Origin of the sequence: Kitasatospora sp. NBC_00240 (genome assembly GCF_026342405.1) — a bacterium.
Taxonomy (GTDB): Bacteria; Actinomycetota; Actinomycetes; order Streptomycetales; family Streptomycetaceae; genus Kitasatospora.
Window position 1 is genome coordinate 6,680,814 of record NZ_JAPEMU010000001.1, and the last position, 19,363, is coordinate 6,700,176.

Consider the following 19,363-nt stretch of genomic DNA (forward strand, 5'->3'; position numbering starts at 1 on the left):
GCAGGGCGGTCGGGCCGAGGTTGCGTACGGCCAGCCGCCGTCTTCTGCCCGGACCACGGCGGCCTCTACCGCTTCGCCACCGGCCCGCTCGGCGTCACCCGCGCCGAGACCGTGATCGTCGGGCGGGCCGTCAAGCGTGCCGGCGTGCTGCTGTCAGCGCCGGGCGGTCGCCCCCGACCCGCCTGAGCGCGGGGAGGGCACCGCGCCCAGGGGCAGCACCCCGGCGGGCGCGGCCACCACGGCCGGCGCGATCAGCTCCTCCAGCTCCGCCACCAGCGGGGAGTCGGTGCCGGCCAGCGCCCGCAGCGCCTCCTGCCAGTGCGCCACGGCCTCGGCCCGGCGCCCTTGGGCGTCCAGGATCGACCCCCGGACGTGCTGCGCGAGGCCCTGCGAGTAGGTGTCGCCGCGTTCGACGGCCTTGCCGAGCAGCGCCCGGCACTCCCGCTCGGCCTCCTCGTCCCGGCGCAGGCCGTGCAGCGAGCGGACCAGGCCGAGCCGGGCCTGCGCCTCGTGGTGCCAGTCGTCGTTGCCGGTCAGCAGCCGGATGCAGGTCTCGAAGTACGGCAGGGCCTGGTCGGGTTCGCCGAGGGTCAGATGGGCGTAGCCGATGTTGGTGCGCGCCGCCTGCCGGATGATGGAGTCGCCGATCCGCTCGCCGGACTCCAGGCTCAGCCGGTGGAAGTGGATCGCCTGCCGGGGGTCGTCCTTCTCCCGGAGATTGCCCAGGGTGCTCAGCGCGATCGCCTCGTCCCGCTCCACGCCGCGGCGGCGGGCGATCAGCAGGCACTCCTCCAGGACGACGGTGGCCTCGGCGGTCCGGCCGAGGTCCCGGAGCAGCAGCCCCCGGTTGCCGAGCGCCGGCTGCGTCCGGTCGTCGTCACCGAGCGCCCGCCAGACCTCGATCGCCTGGTCGTTCAGGGCCAGCGCGGCCTCGAACTGCCCGGCCATGTAGTGCGCGGCGGCGAGGTCGCTGAACGCCTGCCCCTGCGCCGCCGGGTCGGCGGCGGTCCGCGCGGCGGCCAGCGCGACCTCGCTGAGGACCCGCAGGGCCTCGACCCGGCCGCGGCGCTGCAGGTACGGCGAGAGCGAGCGGGTCAGCGCCAGCACCACCTCCCGGTGGGCCGGTACGTCGGCGAACTTCACCGCCAGCGCGGCCATGTTGGTCAGCTCCCGGTCGCACCAGGCGAAGGCCGCGGCGGAGTCGGCGAACGGCTGCGCCGCGCCGACCGGTTCGGGCAGCCGGCGGTCGCGCTCCCCGCCGGCCGGCAGGATCGCCAGCACGGACTCCCGGGCGGCGGCCGCGTACCAGCGCAGCGCCCGGGCGGCGGCCTGCTCCCGGGCGGGCAGCGGGTCGAGCCGGCCGGCGAGCTCGCGGGCGAAGTCCCGGACCAGGTCGTGCGGTGCGTAGCTGCCGAAGTCGGTCTCCTCCAGCAGGGCGACGTCCACCAGCCGTTCCAGCGCGGCGGCCGCCCGGGGCTCCTCGTCGTCCATCAGCCGGGCGAGCAGCGGCGCGCCGTACTCGGCGAGGTCCAGGGCGCCGATCCGGCGCAGGGCGAGGGCGGCGTCGCGGTCGTCCTCGCGCTCCGAGGTGAGCAGCGCGTCGTGGGCCACGGCGAGTGAGCGGCGCACGCTGAGGTCGTCGTACTCCAGCTGGTCGAGCCGGCGTTCCTCGTCGGTGAGCAGCTCCACCAGGGCCTCGGCGGTGAGCGCCCGCCGGACGGCGAGGCGGGCCGCGACCACCCGCAGGGCGAGCGGCAGCTGGCCGCAGAGCTCCACCAGCCGCCGGACGGCCGGACAGTCGTCCGCCGGCTCGCGCCCGGAGGCACTGGTGATCAGGGCGGTGCTCTCGTCGGCGGTCAGCGGGGCGAGCGGGATGTGGGTGGCGCCGTCCAGGGCAGCCAGCGGGGGCCGGCTGGTGACCAGGACGGCGCAGCCCGGGCCGGCCGGCAGCAGCGGGCGGACCTGGGCCGCCGAGGCCGCGTCGTCGAGCACGATCAGGGTGCGGGTGGCGTCCAGGGTGGAGCGCAGCAGGGCGCTCGCGGTGTCGGCGTCGCCGGGGATCAGCCGCGGTTCGACACCCAGCCCGCGCAGCAGCACGCCGAGGGCCTGCAGCGGTTCGAGCGGCGCCACGCCCTGGGTGGCGCCGTGCAGGTTGAGGAACAGCTGCCCGTCGGGGAAGTGTTCGCGCAGGGCCCGGGAGACCTGCAGGGCCAGCCCGGTCTTGCCGACCCCGGCCATGCCGCTGACGACCGCCACGGCGGGCTGCCCTTCGTCGGCGGCGAGCGCCGCGTGGACGGCCCGGATCTGCTCGGAGCGCCCGACGAAATGAGCCGGCGGTACCGGGAGTTGGGCGGGCCTGGGGCGGCTTGCGGCGGGCGCGGGCTGCTCGGCCGGGCCCGGCTGGGTGGTGAGGATCTCCTGGTAGGCCTCGCGGACGGCGCGGCCCGGTTCGACCCCCAGCTCGTCGACCAGGGCGCGGCGCAGCGCATGGAAGGCGGCGATCGCGTCGGCCTGCCGGTTCGTCCGGTGCAGCGCGAGCATCAACTGCCGGTGGAACGCCTCCCGGTAGGGGTGCTCGCGGGTCAGTGAGCCGAGTTCGGCGGTCAGGAACTCGTGCTGTCCGAGCTGCAGGGCCGCGTCGTAGCGCCACTCCAGCACCTGCAGATGCTGATCCGTCAGCTGGTCGACCAGCGGGTGCCGGGCGAAGGCCGGCACGTCAGCGAGCGGGCGCCCGCGCCAGAGTTCGAGGGCGGCGGCGCTCTCCCGCTCCACGCCGGTCCAGTCCTGGCGCTGGTGGGCGGTGCGGGCGGCGGCCAGCCGGGCGGCGAACAGCTCGGTGTCCAGCTCGCCCGCCTCGACGTGCAGCAGGAAGCCCTGGGGGACGGCCCGCAGGCGCGAGTCGCCGTCGGTGGCGAGCACGCGCCGCAGCCGCGCCACGTGGTTGTGCAGGGAGGCGGTCGCGGTGGCGGGCGGGTGCTCGCCCCAGAGGGCTTCCTTGAGGGTGTCGAGCGGGACCTGGCGGCCGGGGCGCAGCAGCAGGGCGGTCAGCAGGGTCCTGCTCTTGAGGGCGCCGACCGGGCGCCCGGTGCCGGCATCGCTGTGCACGGTCAGCGGACCGAGCAGACCAAAACGCATGTCACAAGTCTCCTGTGATGGACCTGGTCGCCCCCATCAACTCTGCGCCGACGGTCCTGTTGGTGACATGTTAGTGGTCTGTTGGCGGGACCCCGCAGGATCGGTGGCAGTTGACCCGTGCGGCGCGGGGCGGTCCGGCCACGGGGGTGTCGGACGGCTCCGCCGGCGGTCGGGGGCGGGATCGCGGTGGCGCGGCCGTCGGCGGGCCGGCGCCGCGGGTGCTCGCGGCGATTCGGCCGCGGCGACGGGCGACGGGCGACGGGCCGTGGCAACCGGTCGGACGGACCACCGCAGCGATCGGCGGCCGCAGCCGGCCGGGGCGAGAGAGCGGGAGGCCGCGCCGTCAGGCGCCGGTGGTGGAGCCGGGGCGGATCACCATCAGGACCACCACCACGGCCCAGAGCAGGTTGAAGACACCGGCCGTCATCGGCAGCAACCGCAGGCCCTGGACGGCCTTCGCGTGCTCGGGGGCCTGCGGGTCGGCGAGTTCCAGCGCGTCCACGGCGGCCTGCTGGGCCGGCAGCACGAAGAGCAGCAGCGAGAGTGCGGCCAGCGCGGTCAGCACCATCGAGACGATCAGCCAGGACTGGCCCAGCACATCCATCACCTGGGCGGTGCCGATACCGAGCACGGGCACCGCGAGGCCCAGCCCCGCGTAGACCTGGGTGATCCGGTGCAGCAGCCGGACGGAGCCGGCCTCCGGGGCCAGGTCGGGGCCGCCGGCGAGCGCGGCGCGGGCCCGGGCCGGGAACATGCTGACCGCCACCGCGACCGGGCCGATGAACAGCACCGACACCAGGACGTGCAGGCTGAGGAGGAACTTGGCCATGGCGGGGCGGCCCTTTCGCGTTCGAGCGGGACGGTACGGGGCGTCCACCGCGGCGAAGCCCCGAGCACGCTAACACCGGGCGGGCGGGGCGCCCCCGGCCGGGTCGCCGGGCCGGCCGCCGCGACCGGGCCCGGAACGGCACGCGGCAGCGCGCCGGCGTCCGGGCGGCGGCCTTGCCCCGGTGTGGTGGGAGGCATCCGACGGGACGTCACTCCTCGATCTGCCGGCCGGGCAATCGAAGTGACGGGACTTCGGCAGGACGCCGCGGGTCGGTGGGCGGCCGAGCCTTGTGGCGGGGCGGGGCCGTGTATGAAGATCGTGTCGGTCCACCGTCATGATCGATCCTGATCCGGTTCCACCGGCACATGCACACCACGGGGGTAACAGATGTCCATACACGCACAGCGACCGGGCGACGAGCGGGCGGACGGCGGCGCCGGGCGCAGGCCCGGCCGCCGCGCCCTGCTCGCGGGGCTCACCGGGGCGGGCGCCCTCGCGGGCAGCGCCGTCCTCGGCGGCGGCAGCGCCTCGGCGGCGACCACGGGCGTGGACGCCTATGTGGTCGACGTCGTCGCCAAGGGGGCCGACCCGACGGGCCGGACGCCCAGCGACACCGCGTTCCGGGCCGCGGCGGCGGAGCTGCTCGGCTCCTTCCAGCAGGGCCCGATCTCGGGCGCGATCCCGAAGAAGGTGCTGCTCGTCCCGCCGGGCAACTACCTGCTCACGCAGCCGGACTCGCTGCTGCCGGGCGAGGACGGTGTCGGTCACGGCGGCATCGTCGACGGCATCTCGATCACCGGCTACGGCAAGCGGCTGTCCCGCATCACGTACGCGCCGACGGCCCGGGACACCACGCTGTGGACCAACCGTCAGCGGTACAAGAACATCCGGATCAGCGGCCTGACCTTCGACAGCCAGGACGCCACCTCGACCTTCAACTACGCGTACTCCTCGGACGCCGGCGGCGTGCAGGACACCTGGTACACGGACGTCGAGTGGCGCGGCTCCTGGAAGGTCGGCATCGGCCTCGACGGGCCCGCCTCCACCTCGGACCTCAACAGCGAGATGGGCTGGGACCACTGCCAGATCGGCGGCTCCTACACCGACGCGTTCCTGGTGATCGGCGTGACGCCGGCGGAGCCGCAGCAGGACCAGTTCCTGAACTACTGGTTCCGGGACTGCAAGGTGGAGTTCAAGTCCGGCTCCTTCGTGCGCAACGAGCGCGGCGGCTCGATGAACTTCGTCGGCGGCTCGTACATCCTCACCGACGCGGCCTCCACCGGGACCTTCTTCCAGCTCGGTTCGGCCGCGACCGGCCGCGCCGACTCGACCATGCGCCTGTACGCGCAGGGCATTCGCTTCGAACTGCGCGGCGCGGGCCACAAGGTCATCGACTCGGGCTGGTACAAGGGGTCGATCACCTTCGTGTCCTGCGACGACACGGCGCTCTCCTTCCAGGCCTGGGGGGCGAACGCCGTCACCCACCAGTACCGCTTCGACGCCGTCAACCCCTCCCGCGGTCCGATGGTGCGCTACCAGGACTGCGCGCTCATGGGCTCCCACCAGGTGACGGCCGCCACCGCCACCACGGCCGGCAAGCTGCTCTACGACGGCTGCCGCTTCAGCAGCGTGACGGCGGGGACCGGCGCCACCGGGTTCCTCCGCTGGCCGGGCACCGCACCCTGGTACGAGTTCCGTGACTGCCTGACCAAGAGCGGCAGGCTCGCCGACGCCAAGGTGTCCTGACGGGCGGTGACGGGGTGTCCTGACACCCCGGCCACGACGGCCGCGCCCGCCCACCCGGGCGGGCGCGGCCGTCGACGTACCGGCCGGGATCGCCCCGGCGGCGCCGGCTCAGGGGGCGAGGGTGGCCGGGGTCGCCAGGTGGGGCGGGCGGGTGCTCACGGCGCAGGCCGTCGCGCCGGTGCCGCGAGCGTCCCCCGCCTGCCCGCCGTCCTGCCAGTCCAGGAGGTACAGGTCGGTGAACCGGCTGTGCAGGGGGAGCTCGCCGGGGGTGTCCAGCGGCAGGGTGGAGAGGTCGAGCCCGCCCAGGGTGTCCAGCGTGGTCCGGCCGATCTTGACCATGGCCTCCTTGCGGACCCACTGCCGCAGGAACGCCCGGCCCGGTTCGGGGTGCGCCTGGACGAGCCGCATCTCAGCCTCGGTGAGTACCCGTTCGAAGACCTCGACCGGCGTCCCCGTCCTGGTCGGCAGCTCCACGTCGACGCCGACGGGGTGGTACCCGGCGGCCGCGGCCACCACACCGCGGGTGTGCGAGAGGCTGACGTGGAGGTCCGGACGGCCGGGCAGGTACGGCTTCCCGTGGGTGGGATCGCCGCAGTCGGGGCACTGCTGGGCCAGCGTCAGCGTGCTCGCGTCCACGCCCAGCACCCGCGCGGCGCAGATCCGGACCAGGAGGTGCGCGGCGACGTAGTCGAGCCGTCCGGACGCCTGATGGAACCGGGCGGCGCGCTGCTGCTCGGCGGGGCCGAGCAGGTGCTCGTCCGCCTCGGGGTGCCGCATGACCTCGGTGCTCGCCGCGACCGCCACCAGTGGGCCGGCCGCTTCGTACGAAGCGTTGTCCATCGTTGTCGCCCTCTCCGATCGGCACGCCCAACCTATGAGCCGCAGGCCTGATCGGACAACCCGCCGGCGGGAGACCAACCGTATGATCCCGGGGCAAAAGGGGCGGCGTGGTGACCAGGAAGCGGATGACCTGCGGGCTTGGATGGGACACATCATCAGATGAGTGACGGGTGATGGGGGGAACCCGCTCCGAAGCGCGTAAGGGGCAGTCAATGAATCTTGGTGTCGGCACCACGGGGCCGGTCGAACCGCCCCCTCCGGCGACCGGTCCGCCGCCCGCCCGCAGCCGCCGGGTGGCCAGGGCGGCCCTGATCGCCGGGCTGACGCTGGCTCCGCTGACCGCGCTGCTGAGCATCGGCAGCGCCGCGCCCCTGGCTCCGCCGCTCGGTCCCTGCAGCGGACCGGACTGCCCTTCCGGGTACCTTCCGCCCAACAACGGGGCCTTCCTGGGGCGGGACGCCACCATCAACATCTTCACCGGCGGCTACTTCCGTGCCTCCGAGCGGGCGGCCGAGGCCGAGGGCAAGATCGTCACGCTCGGCGACTTCACCGTCGACAAGAACGGCGGCGGCAGCTTCAACGCCGGTGTCGTGGGCGTCGGCTCGCGCGTCCCTCCGCCGGACGGCACCGACCACGTCACGGTCGGCGGCAACGTCGACATCAAGGCCAACAACACCCTCTTCCTCGGCGGGACCCAGGTCGGCGGCCCCGCCGCCTACGGCAATCTCAGGTACGCCGGCGCCCTCACCGGGAGCACCAGCATCACCGCGCCCGGCCAGGCCGTCCATGACACCCATGCCACCGACCAGTACCAGTCCGTCCTGACCCGGATCGAGAACGCCTCGGCCTGCACGGGGCAGGCGGCCGCCACCGGTACGGTCGCTCTCACCAGCTACAGCGCCACCTTCCACGGCAACGGCACCAGCGCCCGACAGGTCTTCAACCTCACCGGGAACCTGGCCGGGCCGTCGGGTGGCCAGATCGGTCTGTACTTCACCGGAATCCCGGCGGGCGCCACCGTGATCGTCAACATGCTGTCCGACCACCCGGTGATCAACACCTACACCGGGACCGGCCTGGACGGGGACGAGACCACCGCGTTGCGGCCCAAGCTGCTGTACAACTTCCCGACCGCCTCCACCGTGCTGCTCAGCGGTGGGGCCATGTTCCAGGGCACGATCATGGCGGGCAACCCGGCCGGTACCACCACCGTCGAGATGCCGGGCATCAACGGCCGGATCTACCTGGCCGGCAACCTGGAGCAGCAGGGCTCGGGCGGGTACGAGCTGCACGCCTACCCCTTCGACGGGGACCTCCCGGAGTGCACGTCGCCGTCGCCGAGCCCGAGCCCGTCGCCGAGCCCGAGTCCTTCGCCGAGCCCGAGTCCTTCGCCGAGCCCGTCGCCGAGCCCCTCTCCCTCTCCTTCGCCAAGTCCTAGCCCTTCGCCGTCGCCGAGCCCGAGCCCGAGCCCGTCGCCGAGCCCGAGCCCGTCGCCGAGCCCGAGCCCGTCACCGAGCCCGACCCGCTCGTTCAGCCCGAGGCCGAGCCCCACCCACTCGCACAGCCCGAAGCCGTCGCCGAGCCCGACGCACACGCACTCGTACAGTCCGAAGCCCAGCCCGACCCACTCCCACAGCCCGAAGCCTTCACCCACCCCGAGTCCGTCCGTGAGCCCGAGCCCGAGCCCGAGCCCGACACACTCGTACAGCCCGAAGCCCAGCCCCACCCACACCACCAGCCCCAAGCCTTCGCCCTCGCAGAGCGCGAGTCCGACGCACAGCCCGAGCGTCCTGCCTTCGCCGAGCAGTTCCGGCGGCTCGCCGACCCACGGACACGGTGGCGGATCCCCGAGCGGTCCGTCGCTGCCGTCCACCGGTAGCAGCGTCAGCCCCGTTCTGATGGGGTTCGCGAGCGCGGTGCTGCTGGCGGGTGGTGGTCTGGTCGTGCTGGTGGTCCGTCGTCGCGGACGCCACAGCTGACCTGCTCCCGGCAGGCCCTTCGCTGAAACGCCCGGTGCCCCGGTGTCGTGAGACACCGGGGCACCGTCGTTGCCTACATGCCTACATGCGTACATGCCTACATGCGTGCCGGCGCGAGGCGATCGGGGGAGCAGTCCGCCCCGGCCCCGGGATCAGCGTTCGGCGAAGAACCGCTCGACCGAGCCGCGCACGGCGGTGAAGGAGGCGAGCGGCTCGCCGACGATCCGGCCGGCGAGGTCGGTGGCGAGGGTGCCGACGTTCTCCCGGAGCGAGACGGCGGCGAGCGCCTGGTCCACGGCGATCCGGGCGCGGGCCGCGCTGACGAGTTCGTCCCGTTCGCGCTGGCCCTGCTCGCGGGCGGCCGCGACCAGGGCGGCGCCCTCCTCGGCCGCGGCCTGACGGATCCGGGCCGCCTCGTGGTGGGCCTCGGCGAGTTCCCGCCGGTAGGCGGCGAGCGTGCGCAGGGCTTCGGAGCGGTCGCTCTCGGCCCGTTCGGCCCCGCCTTCGATGGCGTTCCGGCGTTCGGTGAGGGTGCGTTCGAGGCGGGGCAGCACGATTCGGCCGAGTATGCCGAAGATCAGGAAGAAGCAGAACAGGCCGACAAGGATTTCCGCGGGGTCAGGCTCCAGAGGTCCCATGTGGACCATCGTACGAAATGATGATCCGTCATATAAGGGGCCGGCGCGGCCCCGGGGTACCGACCCCGGCCCCTCGCCTCAGGTCACCGCCCCGCGCCGGCCGAAGCGCTCGTCGCGCCACTCGCCGGACTCCAGCACCTCGGCCAACTGCTGCGCCGCATCCCAGACCTGCGCGTACGAGACGTACAGCGGGGTGAACCCGAAGCGCATCAGGTCGGGGGCGCGGAAGTCGCCGATCACCCCGCGCTCGATCAGTGCCTGCACCACCGGGTACCCGTCCCGGTGCCGCAGCGCGACCTGGCTGCCCCGGCGATGGTGCTCACGCGGCGTCACCACCTCGACGCCGTCGAGCGGCTCGACCAGCGAGATGAACAGGTCGGTCAGCGCCAGGCTCTTCGCCCGGACCGCCCGCAGGTCGGCCCGCTCCCAGACGTCCAGACTCGCGCCCAGTGCCGCCTGTCCCAGCAGGGAGGGCGAGCTGGTGAGGAACCGTCCGATGCCGCCGGTCGGCGCGTACGCCGGCTCGAAGGCGAACGGGCGGGCGTGCCCGAACCAGCCGCTCAACGGCTGCTCGGCGGCGCCCTGGTGGCGCTCGGCGACGTACAGGAAGGCGGGGGAGCCCGGGCCGCCGTTCAGGTACTTGTAGGTGCAGCCCACCGCGAAGTCGGCCTCGCAGGAGCCCAGTTCGACGGGCAGGGCGCCTACCGAGTGGCAGACGTCCCAGATCATCAGGGCGCCCGCCGCCCGGACCTGCGCGGTGATGGTCGCCATGTCCAGCAACTCGCCCGTGCGGTAGTCGACATGGGAGAGGACGACAGCTGCCACGTCGTCGTCGAGGTGCCGCTCCAGCTCGTCGGCGCCGGCCGACGGCAGCAGGACGCTGCGGGCACCCTCGACCAGGCCGGTCACGCCCTCGGCGATGTAGAGGTCGGTGGGGAAGGCCGCGCCGTCACCGAGCACCGTACGCCGGCCCGGCCGCAGCCGCAGGGCCGCCGCGAGCACCTTGAAGAGGTTCACCGAGGTGGTGTCGCAGACCACCACCTCGCCGGCCGCCGCCCCGACCAGTGGCGCGATCCGGCCGCCCAGGCGGTAGGGCTGCTCGAACCACCCGGCGTCGTTCCAGCTGCGGATGAGCTCGCGGCCCCACTCCTCCTCGACGACCTCGCGGACCCGCTCCGGGGTCCGCACCGGCAGCGCGCCCAGCGAGTTGCCGTCCAGGTAGACGCCCTTCTCGGGCAGGGTGAACTCGGCGCGGAACCCCGCCAGCGGGTCCGCCGCGTCCAGGGCCTCGCACTGCGCCCGGGTGGTGCCGGGCCGGCCGTCGAAGGGCCGGGTGCCGTCGGGTCCGATGCTCACAGTTCGTTCCTCACGGTCCAGAGTTCGGGGAAGACGTCCTGTTCGGCGGAGCGCTTCAGCCAGGTCAGGCCGCTGGATCCGCCGGTGCCGGGCTTGTCGCCCATCGAGCGCTTGACCGCCGAGTAGTGCTTCTGGCGCCAGCGGGTGACCCGCTCCGCCGTGTCGAGCAGCGCCTCGCCCAGGCCGGCCAGGTCGGTGTGCGCCGGCTCGGTGTACACCCGGTGCCAGGCCTCCTGCACCTGCGGCAGCGGCTGGTACCGCTGGGACGAGGGCTCGTACGGCACGGCCAGGCCGCGTCGCGCCAGCAGCGCCAGCACGTCGTCGTACAGGCTCGGCGCCCGCAGCGCGCCGGCCAGCTCCTGGTGCGTGCCGGGCACCTCCTCGTACATCCGCAGCAGGTGCTCGCTCTTGTTGCCCAGCAGGAACTCCAGCCGCAGGAAGGCCGAGGACTGGAAGCCCGAGGCCTCGCCGAGGACCTCGCGGAAGGAGCCGAACTCCTGCGGGGTCATGGTGGCGAGCAGGTCCCAGGAGTTCACCAGCACGTCCTGCACGTGGGTGCCGCGCCGCAGCGCCGCCAGGGCGGCCGGCACCTCGTCCTCGCGCAGGGCCTGCTGGGCCAGCGTCCACTCGTGCCGGAGCAGGTCGAAGAGCAGTTCCATCACCTGGGTGGTGATGATGAAGGAGAGCTCGGCCGGCACCTTGCTGCGCGGGTGCTGCAGGTTGTGCAACTCCTCCAGCCGGACGTAGCGGGAGTACGGCGTCCCGCTGCCGGGCTCCTCCTTCCTGCCGAACGACAGGTTGGGTGTGCTCACCGCGTCGTGCACCATTTCCGGTCCTTCCTGACAGCCCGCCCTGCGCCGGGTCTTCCGCGCGTCCGGTCCGTCCCGGTCGGGCGGACCTATTGTGCGGCTGGCCTTGCCCGGTCTTGAATGGGCCTCGGGCACCGGATCGGCGGTTCGACGTTGTGAACGCATGGTCTTTCGACCATTCGGCTTCAGGAACGCAAACCACCTCTCCCGTACCGTCCGTCACACCGGTGGCCGTCCCAGGCCGCCACGACCAGCAGGGAGCCATCATGGACACCGTCGACCGCCGTCTGCTCGCCGAGCTGCAGGCCGACGCCCGGCTCTCCTACAACGAGCTGTCCCGCCGGGTCAGCCTCTCCCCGCCGGCCGTCGCCGAACGCGTCCGCCGGCTGGAGGCCGACGGCGTGATCAGCGGCTACCACGCCCACGTCGACCTCGCGAAGGCCGGCCTGCCGATCACCGCGCTGGTCCAGATCCAGTGCTACGGCCCGCGCTGCCTGCTGCGCGACCCCGAGGTGGCCGACTGGCCCGAGGTGCTGCAACTGCACCGGGTGACCGGCGGCGCCTGCTGCGCCCTGCTGGTCGCGGTGCCCGCGATGGCGCAGTTCGAGGCGCTGATCGACCGGCTGGCGGGGTACGGGCAGCCCGCCAGCTCGATGGTCCTCTCCAGCCCCGTCCCCTGGCGGCCCGTGGTCGCCCCCTGAGGGCCGCCGGGTAGGTTGGCCGGCATGCCGACGAACCGTCATGTCCTGCTGCTGTCGGGGAGCCTGCGCTCCGGCTCCTCCAACGAGATCGTGCTGCGCACCGCAGCCGAGCTGGCCCCCGAGGGGGTCACCACCACGCTGTACGAGGGGCTGGGCGGCCTGCCGCACTTCAACCCGGACGACGACACCGACCCGCTGCCCGCCCCGGTCGCCGAGCTGCGCGCGGCCGTCGCGGCCGCCGACGCCCTGCTGGTCTGCACCCCCGAGTACGCGGGCACCCTGCCGGGCTCCTTCAAGAACCTGCTGGACTGGACGGTCGGCGGTGTCGAGATCTCCGACAAGCCGACGGCCTGGATCAACGCGGCCAACCCCGGGCGCGGCCTCGGCGCCGAGGCCACCCTGCGCCTGGTGCTGAACTACACCGGCGCGGCCGTGCTGGAGGAGGCCTGCGCCGCCGTCCCGGTGGACCGCTCGGTGGTCGGCCCGGACGGCGTGATCACCGACCCGGCGGCCCGCGCCGAGATCGCCCGGGTGCTGGCGCTGCTGTCGGCCGGCTGACCCTGCCCCGGGCCGGGCGGCCGCCGGAGCGGCGGGCCACCCGACGGTGGCCGTCCGGGTGCCCGGGCCCCGGCGGACCGGGCCCGGGCACGGCCGCCCTGTCGGTGTCCGACCGCTCAGTGTCCGACCGCGATGTGCACACCCAGCTCGGCCAGCCCGTTCAGGAACAGCTCCACGCCGACCGCGGCGAGCAGCAGCCCGAGCAGCCGGGAGAGCAGTTCCAGCGAGGTCCGCCGGCTGCGCTGCAGCAGCGGGGCCAGCAGCAGCACGCAGACGCAGTTGATCGCCACCACCGCGAGGTACGCCACGGCCACCGTGGTGTGCCAGCCCCAGGTGTCCTTGCTCAGCGACCCGATCAGCACGCCCGTCATGGCCAGCGGGCTGGCGATGTAGGGCAGCAGCAACGCGCGGATGCCGTCCACCATCGGGTTCGCCAGGTGCGCGTCGTCCGAGTCGCCGCCGCCCAGGTGGATGCCGAGGACCAGCGCCACCGCGTAGATGAAGAAGATCGTCCCGCCGGCCAGCTGCAGCGACTGGTCGCTGACGTGGAACAGCGTGGTGACGAAGTCCGCGGTGTACGCCATCACCCCGCCGACCACGGCGGCGACCAGCGCGCTCCACAGGGCGAGCCGGCGCAGGTCGCCGGTGCTGCGGCCGGCGCCCAGCTGGGCGAAGGACAGCAGGACCTTGGGCGGACCGACCACCGCGAAGAACGCGATGAACGCACTGCTGAGATCGAAGACGTACATGGCCCAAGCCTTACCGCAGCCGGGCCCGCGCGCAGCAGAGGCTCAGCGCAGCAGCACGGTGACGCCGCCCGCGCGCAGGGTGTCGAGCACCGCCTCGAAGTAGCTCAGTTCGCGCCCGCCGATCACCGCCGGGCCGGTCAGCCGCCGCCGGGCGACGGCCGCGTCGTGCCAGACCAGGGTGAACGGGGGCTCCGCGCCGAAGCCGCCGCGCAGGCAGTCGGCGAGGGCGTCCAGGTTGCTGCCGTAGTAGCCGCCGGGGCCGTTGACGGCCTCGCCGATGGCGGCGTAGCAGGCCGCCCGGTCGGTGATCCCGGAGCCGTCCAGGTGGTGCTCCGGCTGTGGCTGCGCCATCTCGGTCCCCGTCCTCGGCTGCTCCCGGCAGGCCCGGGTGCACCACGATCTTCGCCCGGATGGCGGCGCCGGGTCGAGCCGGGCCGCCCTTTGGGCTGGGATGGGCAGCAGGATCATCAGTCGCATGAACAGAGGCCCGACATGACCTGTCTCAATCGCAAGGATCTCGGCCTGCTCGCCCTGCGCGGTGCGGTGGGCGGGGTGCTCATCGCCCACGGCACGCAGAAGCTGTTCGGCTGGTTCGGCGGCGGCGGGCTGGAGGGCACCACGCAGGCCATGGAGCACATGGGCTTCCATCCCGGGCGGCAGAGCGCCGTCGCCGCGGGCCTGGGGGAGGCGGGCGGCGGGGCCCTGCTGGTGGTCGGGCTGGCCACCCCGGCGGCAGGGGCGATCGTGGCCGGCACCATGGCCGGCGCGATCTCGGTGCATGCCCCGGCCGGGTTCTTCAGCACGGCCGGTGGCTACGAGTACCCCGCCCTGCTCGGCGCCGCCGGCCTGTCGCTGGGGCTGTCGGGGGCGGGTCGGTACTCGCTGGACCACGCGCTCGGGCACCGGGTGGACCGGCCCTGGATCGGGGTGCTCGCCTTCGTGGCCAGCGCCCTCGGGGCCTGCTCGGTGGTGTCCCGCCGCCGGCACGTGATGCGGCTGCGCGAGGAGCGGGCCGTGATGGACGCGGGCGAGGAGGGCGCCGGGCTCTCCTGAGCCCGGCCGCGGCCGGCGGGGGCGGCCCGCGAACCGCCGCGGACACCCGCGGACACCCGCGGACACCGCGAACGACCGGCCCGGGAGCCCCGGGCCACGGGGGACCAGGCCCGGAGGACCCGGGAGAGAAGAGGACATCATGGAGCGTCAGCAGCCCCGCCCGACCCGTCAGGACACCTTCGCGCCCACCGTCCGCCGCCCCCGCGCCGCGCTGGCCGGCGCGGCGGCCGCCTTGGCCGCGATGGCGCTCGGCACGGCCGCCCTCGCCGGCTGCTCCTCGGACAGCACGCCGAGCGGGGCGGCGTCGGCGGTGGCCTCGGCGGCGCAGTCGGCGCTCTCCGCGGTCGCCTCGGCCGCCCAGTCCGCGCTGGCCTCGGGCGCCTCGGCTGCGCAGTCCGCGCTGGCGTCGGGGGCCTCCGAGTTCGCCTCGGAGGCGGCCTCGGCGGCGGCTTCGGCCCAAGCCGCCGCCTCCTCGGCGCTCGCCGGGGTGAAGGGCGGCCTGGAGGCCCAGGGCGACGTGACCGCCGGCGACGTCACCACCGACTCCCAGGGGCGGGCCCAGGTGCAGCTCACGGTGAAGAACGGGCAGTCGCAGTCCTACCGCTACAGCGTCCAGGTCAACTTCACCGACCAGTCCGGGAACGTGCTCGACGCCACGGTCGTCAGCGTCCCCGAGGTGGCCGCCAACCAGACCGCGCAGGCCACCGCCGTCAGCAACCGGGAACTCTCGGGCGACGTCAAGGCCGTGGTCGTCCGCGCGGTGCGGTACTGAGCCCGCCGCCGGCCCGGCCGCCAACATCCGGATCCCGGAACGCCCGAAGAGGTGGATGCCGCACCGATCGGCGTGGGCAGGCCGGCTGTGTCGGCGAGGATCCCGTGTGTGGGAGCAACGATGAACTGCCGTGCCTGACCGGCCCGTCCCGCCGGAGGGCGGGTTCACCGCCGACGACCTCGACTGGATGCCCGGCCTCCCGCCGCACACGGAGTTGATCGACGGGAGCCTCGTCCTCAGGAGCCCGCAGCAGTACTTCCACGCACTGGCCGTCGATCTGCTGCTGCAGGGCCTCAGAGCGACGGCGCCGCCCGAGCTGCGGGTGGTCCGGGAGATGAGCCTGGTGCTGGGCCGCCGGGACAGGCCGGACCCGGGCCTCTCGGTCGTGCGGTCCGACGTGGTCACCGAGGAGGCGGAGGAGACGGCATTCCCCGCGTCCGCCGTGGTGCTCGCCGTCGAGGTGGTGTCGCCGGACTTCGTCGAGCGGGGACCGCGACACCAAGCCGCGCAAGTACGCGCAGGCCGGCATCCCGTACTTCTGGCGGGTGGAGAAGGCCGAGGGGCGGCGGCCGGTGGTCTACGTCCACGAACTTGACCCGGCCACGAACACGTACGCCGTCAACGGGATCCACCACGACCGGTTGCAGGTGGGAGTGCCGTTCCCGGTCGACATCGACCTGACGGAGATCGATCGTTTGTCAGACTCCCGAGGTTTACCCGCAGGTCAGAGGGGATCCGCCGGGAAGGGCAACCTTAAGGGCGGCTCAAGGGTCAACCGGGGCTCTTGACGGGTGAGTTGGTCTAGTCCATTTTAATCCCCAGGTGCAGGGAGCCCCTGAGCCGGCGTCGGAGGTCCAGACCTTCGGCGCCGGTTCGGCGCACCCCGGCGTCCGTCAAGGCATGCCCCAGCTCGATTCCCTTCTGTCATGTCCCTGGTCGCGCGGCCCCACCCCGTGCGAACCGTGCCAGGGCTGTGGCGGAGCCCCCACAACCCTGGAGTCACGCACCCATGCTTCGCTCTGTTCCCCCGGCCCAGGAGCCGGTTCGCAGGCGGCGGCCGAAGAGCCTGGTCGCAGTCGCGGCCGGCACCGCCGCCTCCCTGCTGCTCGGCGCGGGCCTCGCGCTCACCTCCGGCGGCACCGCCAGCGCGGCCGCCACCAACTCCACCGGCGCCCCGGCGACCTCCGGCGGCATCAAGGTCGCCTACTTCGACCAGTGGTCGATCTACGGCAACGCGTACTACCCGAAGACGATCCAGGACACCGGCGTGGCCGGCAAGCTGGACTACCTGATCTACGACTTCGCCAACATCAACCCCACCACGCTCTCCTGTTTCCAGGCCACCAAGGCGGCCTCGCAGGACGAGAACAACCCCAGCGCGGGTGACGGTGCGGCGGACGCGTTCGCGGACTACCAGAAGTCCTTCGGTCCGGACATCTCGGTCGACGGCGTCGGCGACGCCTGGGGCCAGCCGATCGCGGGCAACTTCAACCAGCTGAAGAAGCTGAAGGCGAAGAACCCCAAGCTCAAGATCCTTATCTCGCTCGGTGGGTGGACGTACTCCAAGTACTTCTCCGACGCGGCTGCCACGGACGCCTCGCGCAAGAAGCTGGTCTCGTCCTGCATCGACATGTTCATCAAGGGCAACCTGCCCGTCGACGCCGGCTACGGCGGCGCGGGCTCGGCAGCCGGCATCTTCGACGGCATCGACATCGACTGGGAGTACCCGGGCGGCGGCGGCCACCTCGGCAACCACGAGAGCCCGAACGACAAGCAGAACTTCACCCTGCTGCTGAAGGAGCTGCGCACCCAGCTCGACGCGCAGGGTGCGGCCGACGGCAAGACCTACGCCACCGCGGCGGCGGTCGGCGCCGGCCAGGACAAGATCAAGAACCTGGAGACCGACAAGATCGGTCAGTACCTCACCTTCCTCGACGTCATGACGTACGACATGCACGGCGGTTGGGAGGCGAAGGGCCCGACGAACCACCAGGCCCCGATCTATTCCGGTCCGAACGACCCGATGACCCCGGTCACCCCGGGCACCGGCAAGTACTCGATCGACAACGCCATCAAGGCCTTCACGGTCGGTGACGCGCAGTACGGCATCCCCGGCGGCTTCCCCGCCAAGAAGATCAACATGGGCGTGCCGTTCTACTACCGCGGCTGGACCGGCGTGCCGAACAACGGCAAGAACGGCCTGTTCCAGACCGCCACCGGCCCGGCGGCCGGCGCGGCGATGTCCGGCAGCGTCCCCGGTATCCAGATGTACAAGGAGCTCGCGGGCTTCGTCGACAACCCGTCGAAGACCTACTGGGACGACACGGCCAAGGCCGCGTACTTCTACGACGGCACCACCTTCTGGTCCGGCGAGAACGCCCAGTCCGTCCAGGCGAAGGTCGACTACGCACACTGCAACGGCCTCGGCGGTTCCTTCGCCTTCTCGCTGTACGACATGGGCACCCAGACCGCGCTGTTCGACAAGATGGCGTCGGCCACCGACGGCTCCGCCGCCAACTGCCCGGCCGGCCCGACCACCTCGGCCTCGCCGACCGCCACGGCCACCCCGACCGTGACCCCGTCGACCACCGCGTCGCCGACCGCCACCGCGACCTCCTCCCCGACGGCGACGGTCTCCCCGACCGCCACCGCCACCTCGGGTGCCTGCACCGCCCCGAGCTGGAGCGCCTCGGCCGTCTACGCGACCCCGACCAAGGTCTCCTGGAAGGGCCACTACTACACCAACAAGTGGTGGACCACGAACGAGGACCCGAGCCTCAGCGGCCAGTGGGGCGTCTGGACCGACAACGGCGCCTGCTGACACCCCGTAGCTGAGTGAAGGGCACTTGACGGAGCCCGCACCACGATGAATCCCCTTCGGACGGGCCACCCCGGACGTCCGCGAATCCGGCCCGCTGGGACTTCTCCCGGCGGGCCGGAGGGCTGTCCGGCCCCGGCCGGCGGCGATTGCCCGCGACGGCCTGCCACATGACAGGCCGTCCGTCGCGTTGTAGGGGCATGGACCGGACAACGGGCAAGGGCACGGCGCCGCGGGAGCCACTGGAGTTCCCCGACTTCGTCGCGGCGCGGGGGCGGCACCGGCTCAGGACGGCGTTCCTGCCGACCGGCGGGCGGCCCGCTGCCTGGACTCCTTCGACACACCGACCGAGTCCTGCGACCGGACGGTGCGGCCCGACGGCTCGGTCGTCGTGATCGACAAGATGAACGGGCGCAGCGCGGACCTGCCCGAGGAGTGGCGGGCCGTCCATGCGACGCCCGGGGCAAGCAGGTACTGCTGACCTGGCCGAACGGGACCCGGCTGCCCGACGGCAGTGTCGCCGATGTCCAGGTGAGGGTCCAAGGGCGGCGACGGCCCGGCCACGAACTGGTCGGTCGAGGTCTTCCGGCCGGACGGGCGGCGGATCCGGGTCGGCGAGTGGAACGGCGGGAACGGGTACGAGTTCCTGCCCGGTACGCCGGCGCTGACGGTCGAGCAGCTGACGGCGATCGCGGCGGACCGGGCCCGGCGTTCCTGATCCGGCCGCCCGACGCAGGGGAACGGCCCGCCCGGTCGGGGGCGGGCCGTTCTCGTTGTCGTGCGTGCCGGGTCAGTCCAGGTCGTCCGTGCGGCCCAGGGCGTCCGGCTGGCTCTCCTCGATCCGGCGCAGCATCCGTCCGAGCATGCCGGAGAGCACCGCGCGCTCCTCGCCGACCACGTCCTGGAGGAGTTCCTCCTCGAAGACGGCGGCCATCCGCATCGACTCCAGCCACTTGTCGCGGCCGTTCTCGGTCAGCTCGATGATCACGCGGACCCGGTTGTTCTCGTCCCGCTCGCGGGTGACCAGGTCCTCGGCGACCATCCGGTCGATCCGGTGGGTCATCGCGGCCGGGGTGAGGCCGAGCCGCTTGGCGAGGTCGCCGGGGCCGAGCCGGTACGGGCTGCCGGCGATCACCAGGGCCTTGAGCACCTCCCAGTCGGCGGAGGTGATTCCGAGCACAGTCAGCTGGCGGGTGTAGGCCACGTTCATCCGTCGGGTGACCCGGGAGAGGGTCTGCACGATGGTCTCGACCTGAGGGTCCACGAGCGGGAACTCCCGCTGGTAGACGGCCACCTGCTCGGAGATCCCCAGCTCGCCGGTGGCGGGCGGCTCGGGCTTGCGTGCGCTCATGGGGACCAGTGTCGCACGTGAGGGGTGCA

At 73.1% G+C, this 19,363-nt stretch carries 16 protein-coding genes and 1 pseudogene; 8 read left to right on the forward strand and 9 right to left on the reverse strand.

Translation table 11 applies throughout. From position 1 onward, the window contains the following. Positions 1-153: 153 nt before the first annotated feature. Together OG689_RS28625 and OG689_RS28630 are read right to left on the reverse strand one after the other, a co-directional pair. Positions 154-3,135, reverse strand: coding sequence for an AfsR/SARP family transcriptional regulator (locus tag OG689_RS28625; protein WP_266323736.1), 2,982 nt, complete (start codon positions 3,133-3,135; stop codon positions 154-156). 343 nt (positions 3,136-3,478) lie between these two features. After that, positions 3,479-3,964: a DUF2269 family protein gene (locus tag OG689_RS28630; RefSeq protein ID WP_266323737.1), complete on the reverse strand. Its 486-nt coding sequence runs from the start codon at positions 3,962-3,964 to the stop codon at positions 3,479-3,481. 387 nt (positions 3,965-4,351) lie between these two features. Between OG689_RS28630 and OG689_RS28635 the strand changes: the two genes are divergently transcribed. Further along, positions 4,352-5,710, forward strand: coding sequence for a hypothetical protein (locus tag OG689_RS28635; protein ID WP_266323738.1), 1,359 nt, complete (start codon positions 4,352-4,354; stop codon positions 5,708-5,710). Between the two features lie 108 nt (positions 5,711-5,818). On the opposite strand, the gene OG689_RS28640 is transcribed toward OG689_RS28635, so the two are convergent. Next, complete coding sequence (locus tag OG689_RS28640) at positions 5,819-6,550, reverse strand: 4'-phosphopantetheinyl transferase superfamily protein (protein WP_266323739.1); 732 nt, start codon at positions 6,548-6,550, stop codon at positions 5,819-5,821. Positions 6,551-6,762: 212 nt separating this feature from the next. Between OG689_RS28640 and OG689_RS28645 the strand changes: the two genes are divergently transcribed. Next, positions 6,763-8,529: a choice-of-anchor A family protein gene (locus tag OG689_RS28645; protein ID WP_266323740.1), complete on the forward strand. Its 1,767-nt coding sequence runs from the start codon at positions 6,763-6,765 to the stop codon at positions 8,527-8,529. Positions 8,530-8,681: 152 nt separating this feature from the next. On the opposite strand, the gene OG689_RS28650 is transcribed toward OG689_RS28645, so the two are convergent. The 3 genes from OG689_RS28650 to OG689_RS28660 all read right to left on the reverse strand — a co-directional run bounded on the left by OG689_RS28650 (position 8,682) and on the right by OG689_RS28660 (position 11,350). Continuing rightward, the gene (locus tag OG689_RS28650) at positions 8,682-9,167 is read right to left on the reverse strand and encodes a hypothetical protein (protein WP_266323741.1); all 486 of its coding nucleotides are present in this window, start codon (positions 9,165-9,167) and stop codon (positions 8,682-8,684) included. Positions 9,168-9,245: 78 nt separating this feature from the next. Further along, positions 9,246-10,523, reverse strand: a complete 1,278-nt coding sequence (gene kynU / locus OG689_RS28655) for a kynureninase (RefSeq protein ID WP_266323742.1) — start codon at positions 10,521-10,523, stop codon at positions 9,246-9,248. Then, positions 10,520-11,350 carry a tryptophan 2,3-dioxygenase family protein gene (locus tag OG689_RS28660; protein WP_266323743.1) on the reverse strand — a complete coding sequence of 277 codons (831 nt, stop codon included), beginning with the start codon at positions 11,348-11,350 and terminating at the stop codon, positions 10,520-10,522. The genes kynU and OG689_RS28660 overlap by 4 nt, the downstream gene beginning before the upstream one ends. A 248-nt stretch (positions 11,351-11,598) precedes the next feature. Between OG689_RS28660 and OG689_RS28665 the strand changes: the two genes are divergently transcribed. Further along, the gene (locus OG689_RS28665) at positions 11,599-12,033 is read left to right on the forward strand and encodes an Lrp/AsnC family transcriptional regulator (RefSeq protein ID WP_266323744.1); all 435 of its coding nucleotides are present in this window, start codon (positions 11,599-11,601) and stop codon (positions 12,031-12,033) included. A 24-nt stretch (positions 12,034-12,057) separates the two neighbouring features. Further along, positions 12,058-12,591, forward strand: coding sequence for an NAD(P)H-dependent oxidoreductase (locus OG689_RS28670; RefSeq protein ID WP_266323745.1), 534 nt, complete (start codon positions 12,058-12,060; stop codon positions 12,589-12,591). 116 nt (positions 12,592-12,707) lie between these two features. On the opposite strand, the gene OG689_RS28675 is transcribed toward OG689_RS28670, so the two are convergent. Beyond that, a complete protein-coding gene (locus OG689_RS28675) occupies positions 12,708-13,340 on the reverse strand; it encodes a MarC family protein (RefSeq protein WP_266323746.1) in 633 nt (210 codons plus the stop codon). A 42-nt stretch (positions 13,341-13,382) separates the two neighbouring features. Then, positions 13,383-13,691 (reverse strand): barstar family protein, encoded by a 309-nt coding sequence (locus tag OG689_RS28680; protein ID WP_266323747.1) that lies wholly within the window; start codon positions 13,689-13,691, stop codon positions 13,383-13,385. A gap of 141 nt (positions 13,692-13,832) precedes the next feature. Here OG689_RS28680 and OG689_RS28685 point away from each other — a divergent pair, with 141 nt between their 5' ends. From OG689_RS28685 to OG689_RS28700, 4 genes and pseudogenes are all read left to right on the forward strand, one after another. After that, positions 13,833-14,393 carry a DoxX family protein gene (locus OG689_RS28685; RefSeq protein ID WP_266323748.1) on the forward strand — a complete coding sequence of 187 codons (561 nt, stop codon included), beginning with the start codon at positions 13,833-13,835 and terminating at the stop codon, positions 14,391-14,393. A gap of 139 nt (positions 14,394-14,532) precedes the next feature. After that, positions 14,533-15,165 carry a hypothetical protein gene (locus OG689_RS28690; protein ID WP_266323749.1) on the forward strand — a complete coding sequence of 211 codons (633 nt, stop codon included), beginning with the start codon at positions 14,533-14,535 and terminating at the stop codon, positions 15,163-15,165. A gap of 130 nt (positions 15,166-15,295) precedes the next feature. Continuing rightward, positions 15,296-15,860 (forward strand): annotated as a pseudogene (locus tag OG689_RS28695) (Uma2 family endonuclease); the annotation flags it as partial. Between the two features lie 314 nt (positions 15,861-16,174). Beyond that, entirely contained in the window at positions 16,175-17,986 is a 1,812-nt protein-coding gene (locus OG689_RS28700) for a glycosyl hydrolase family 18 protein (protein ID WP_266323750.1), read from the forward strand. 787 nt (positions 17,987-18,773) lie between these two features. Here the strand turns inward: OG689_RS28700 and OG689_RS28705 are convergent. Then, positions 18,774-19,334, reverse strand: a complete 561-nt coding sequence (locus OG689_RS28705; RefSeq protein ID WP_266323751.1) for a MarR family transcriptional regulator — start codon at positions 19,332-19,334, stop codon at positions 18,774-18,776. Positions 19,335-19,363 lie beyond the last annotated feature (29 nt).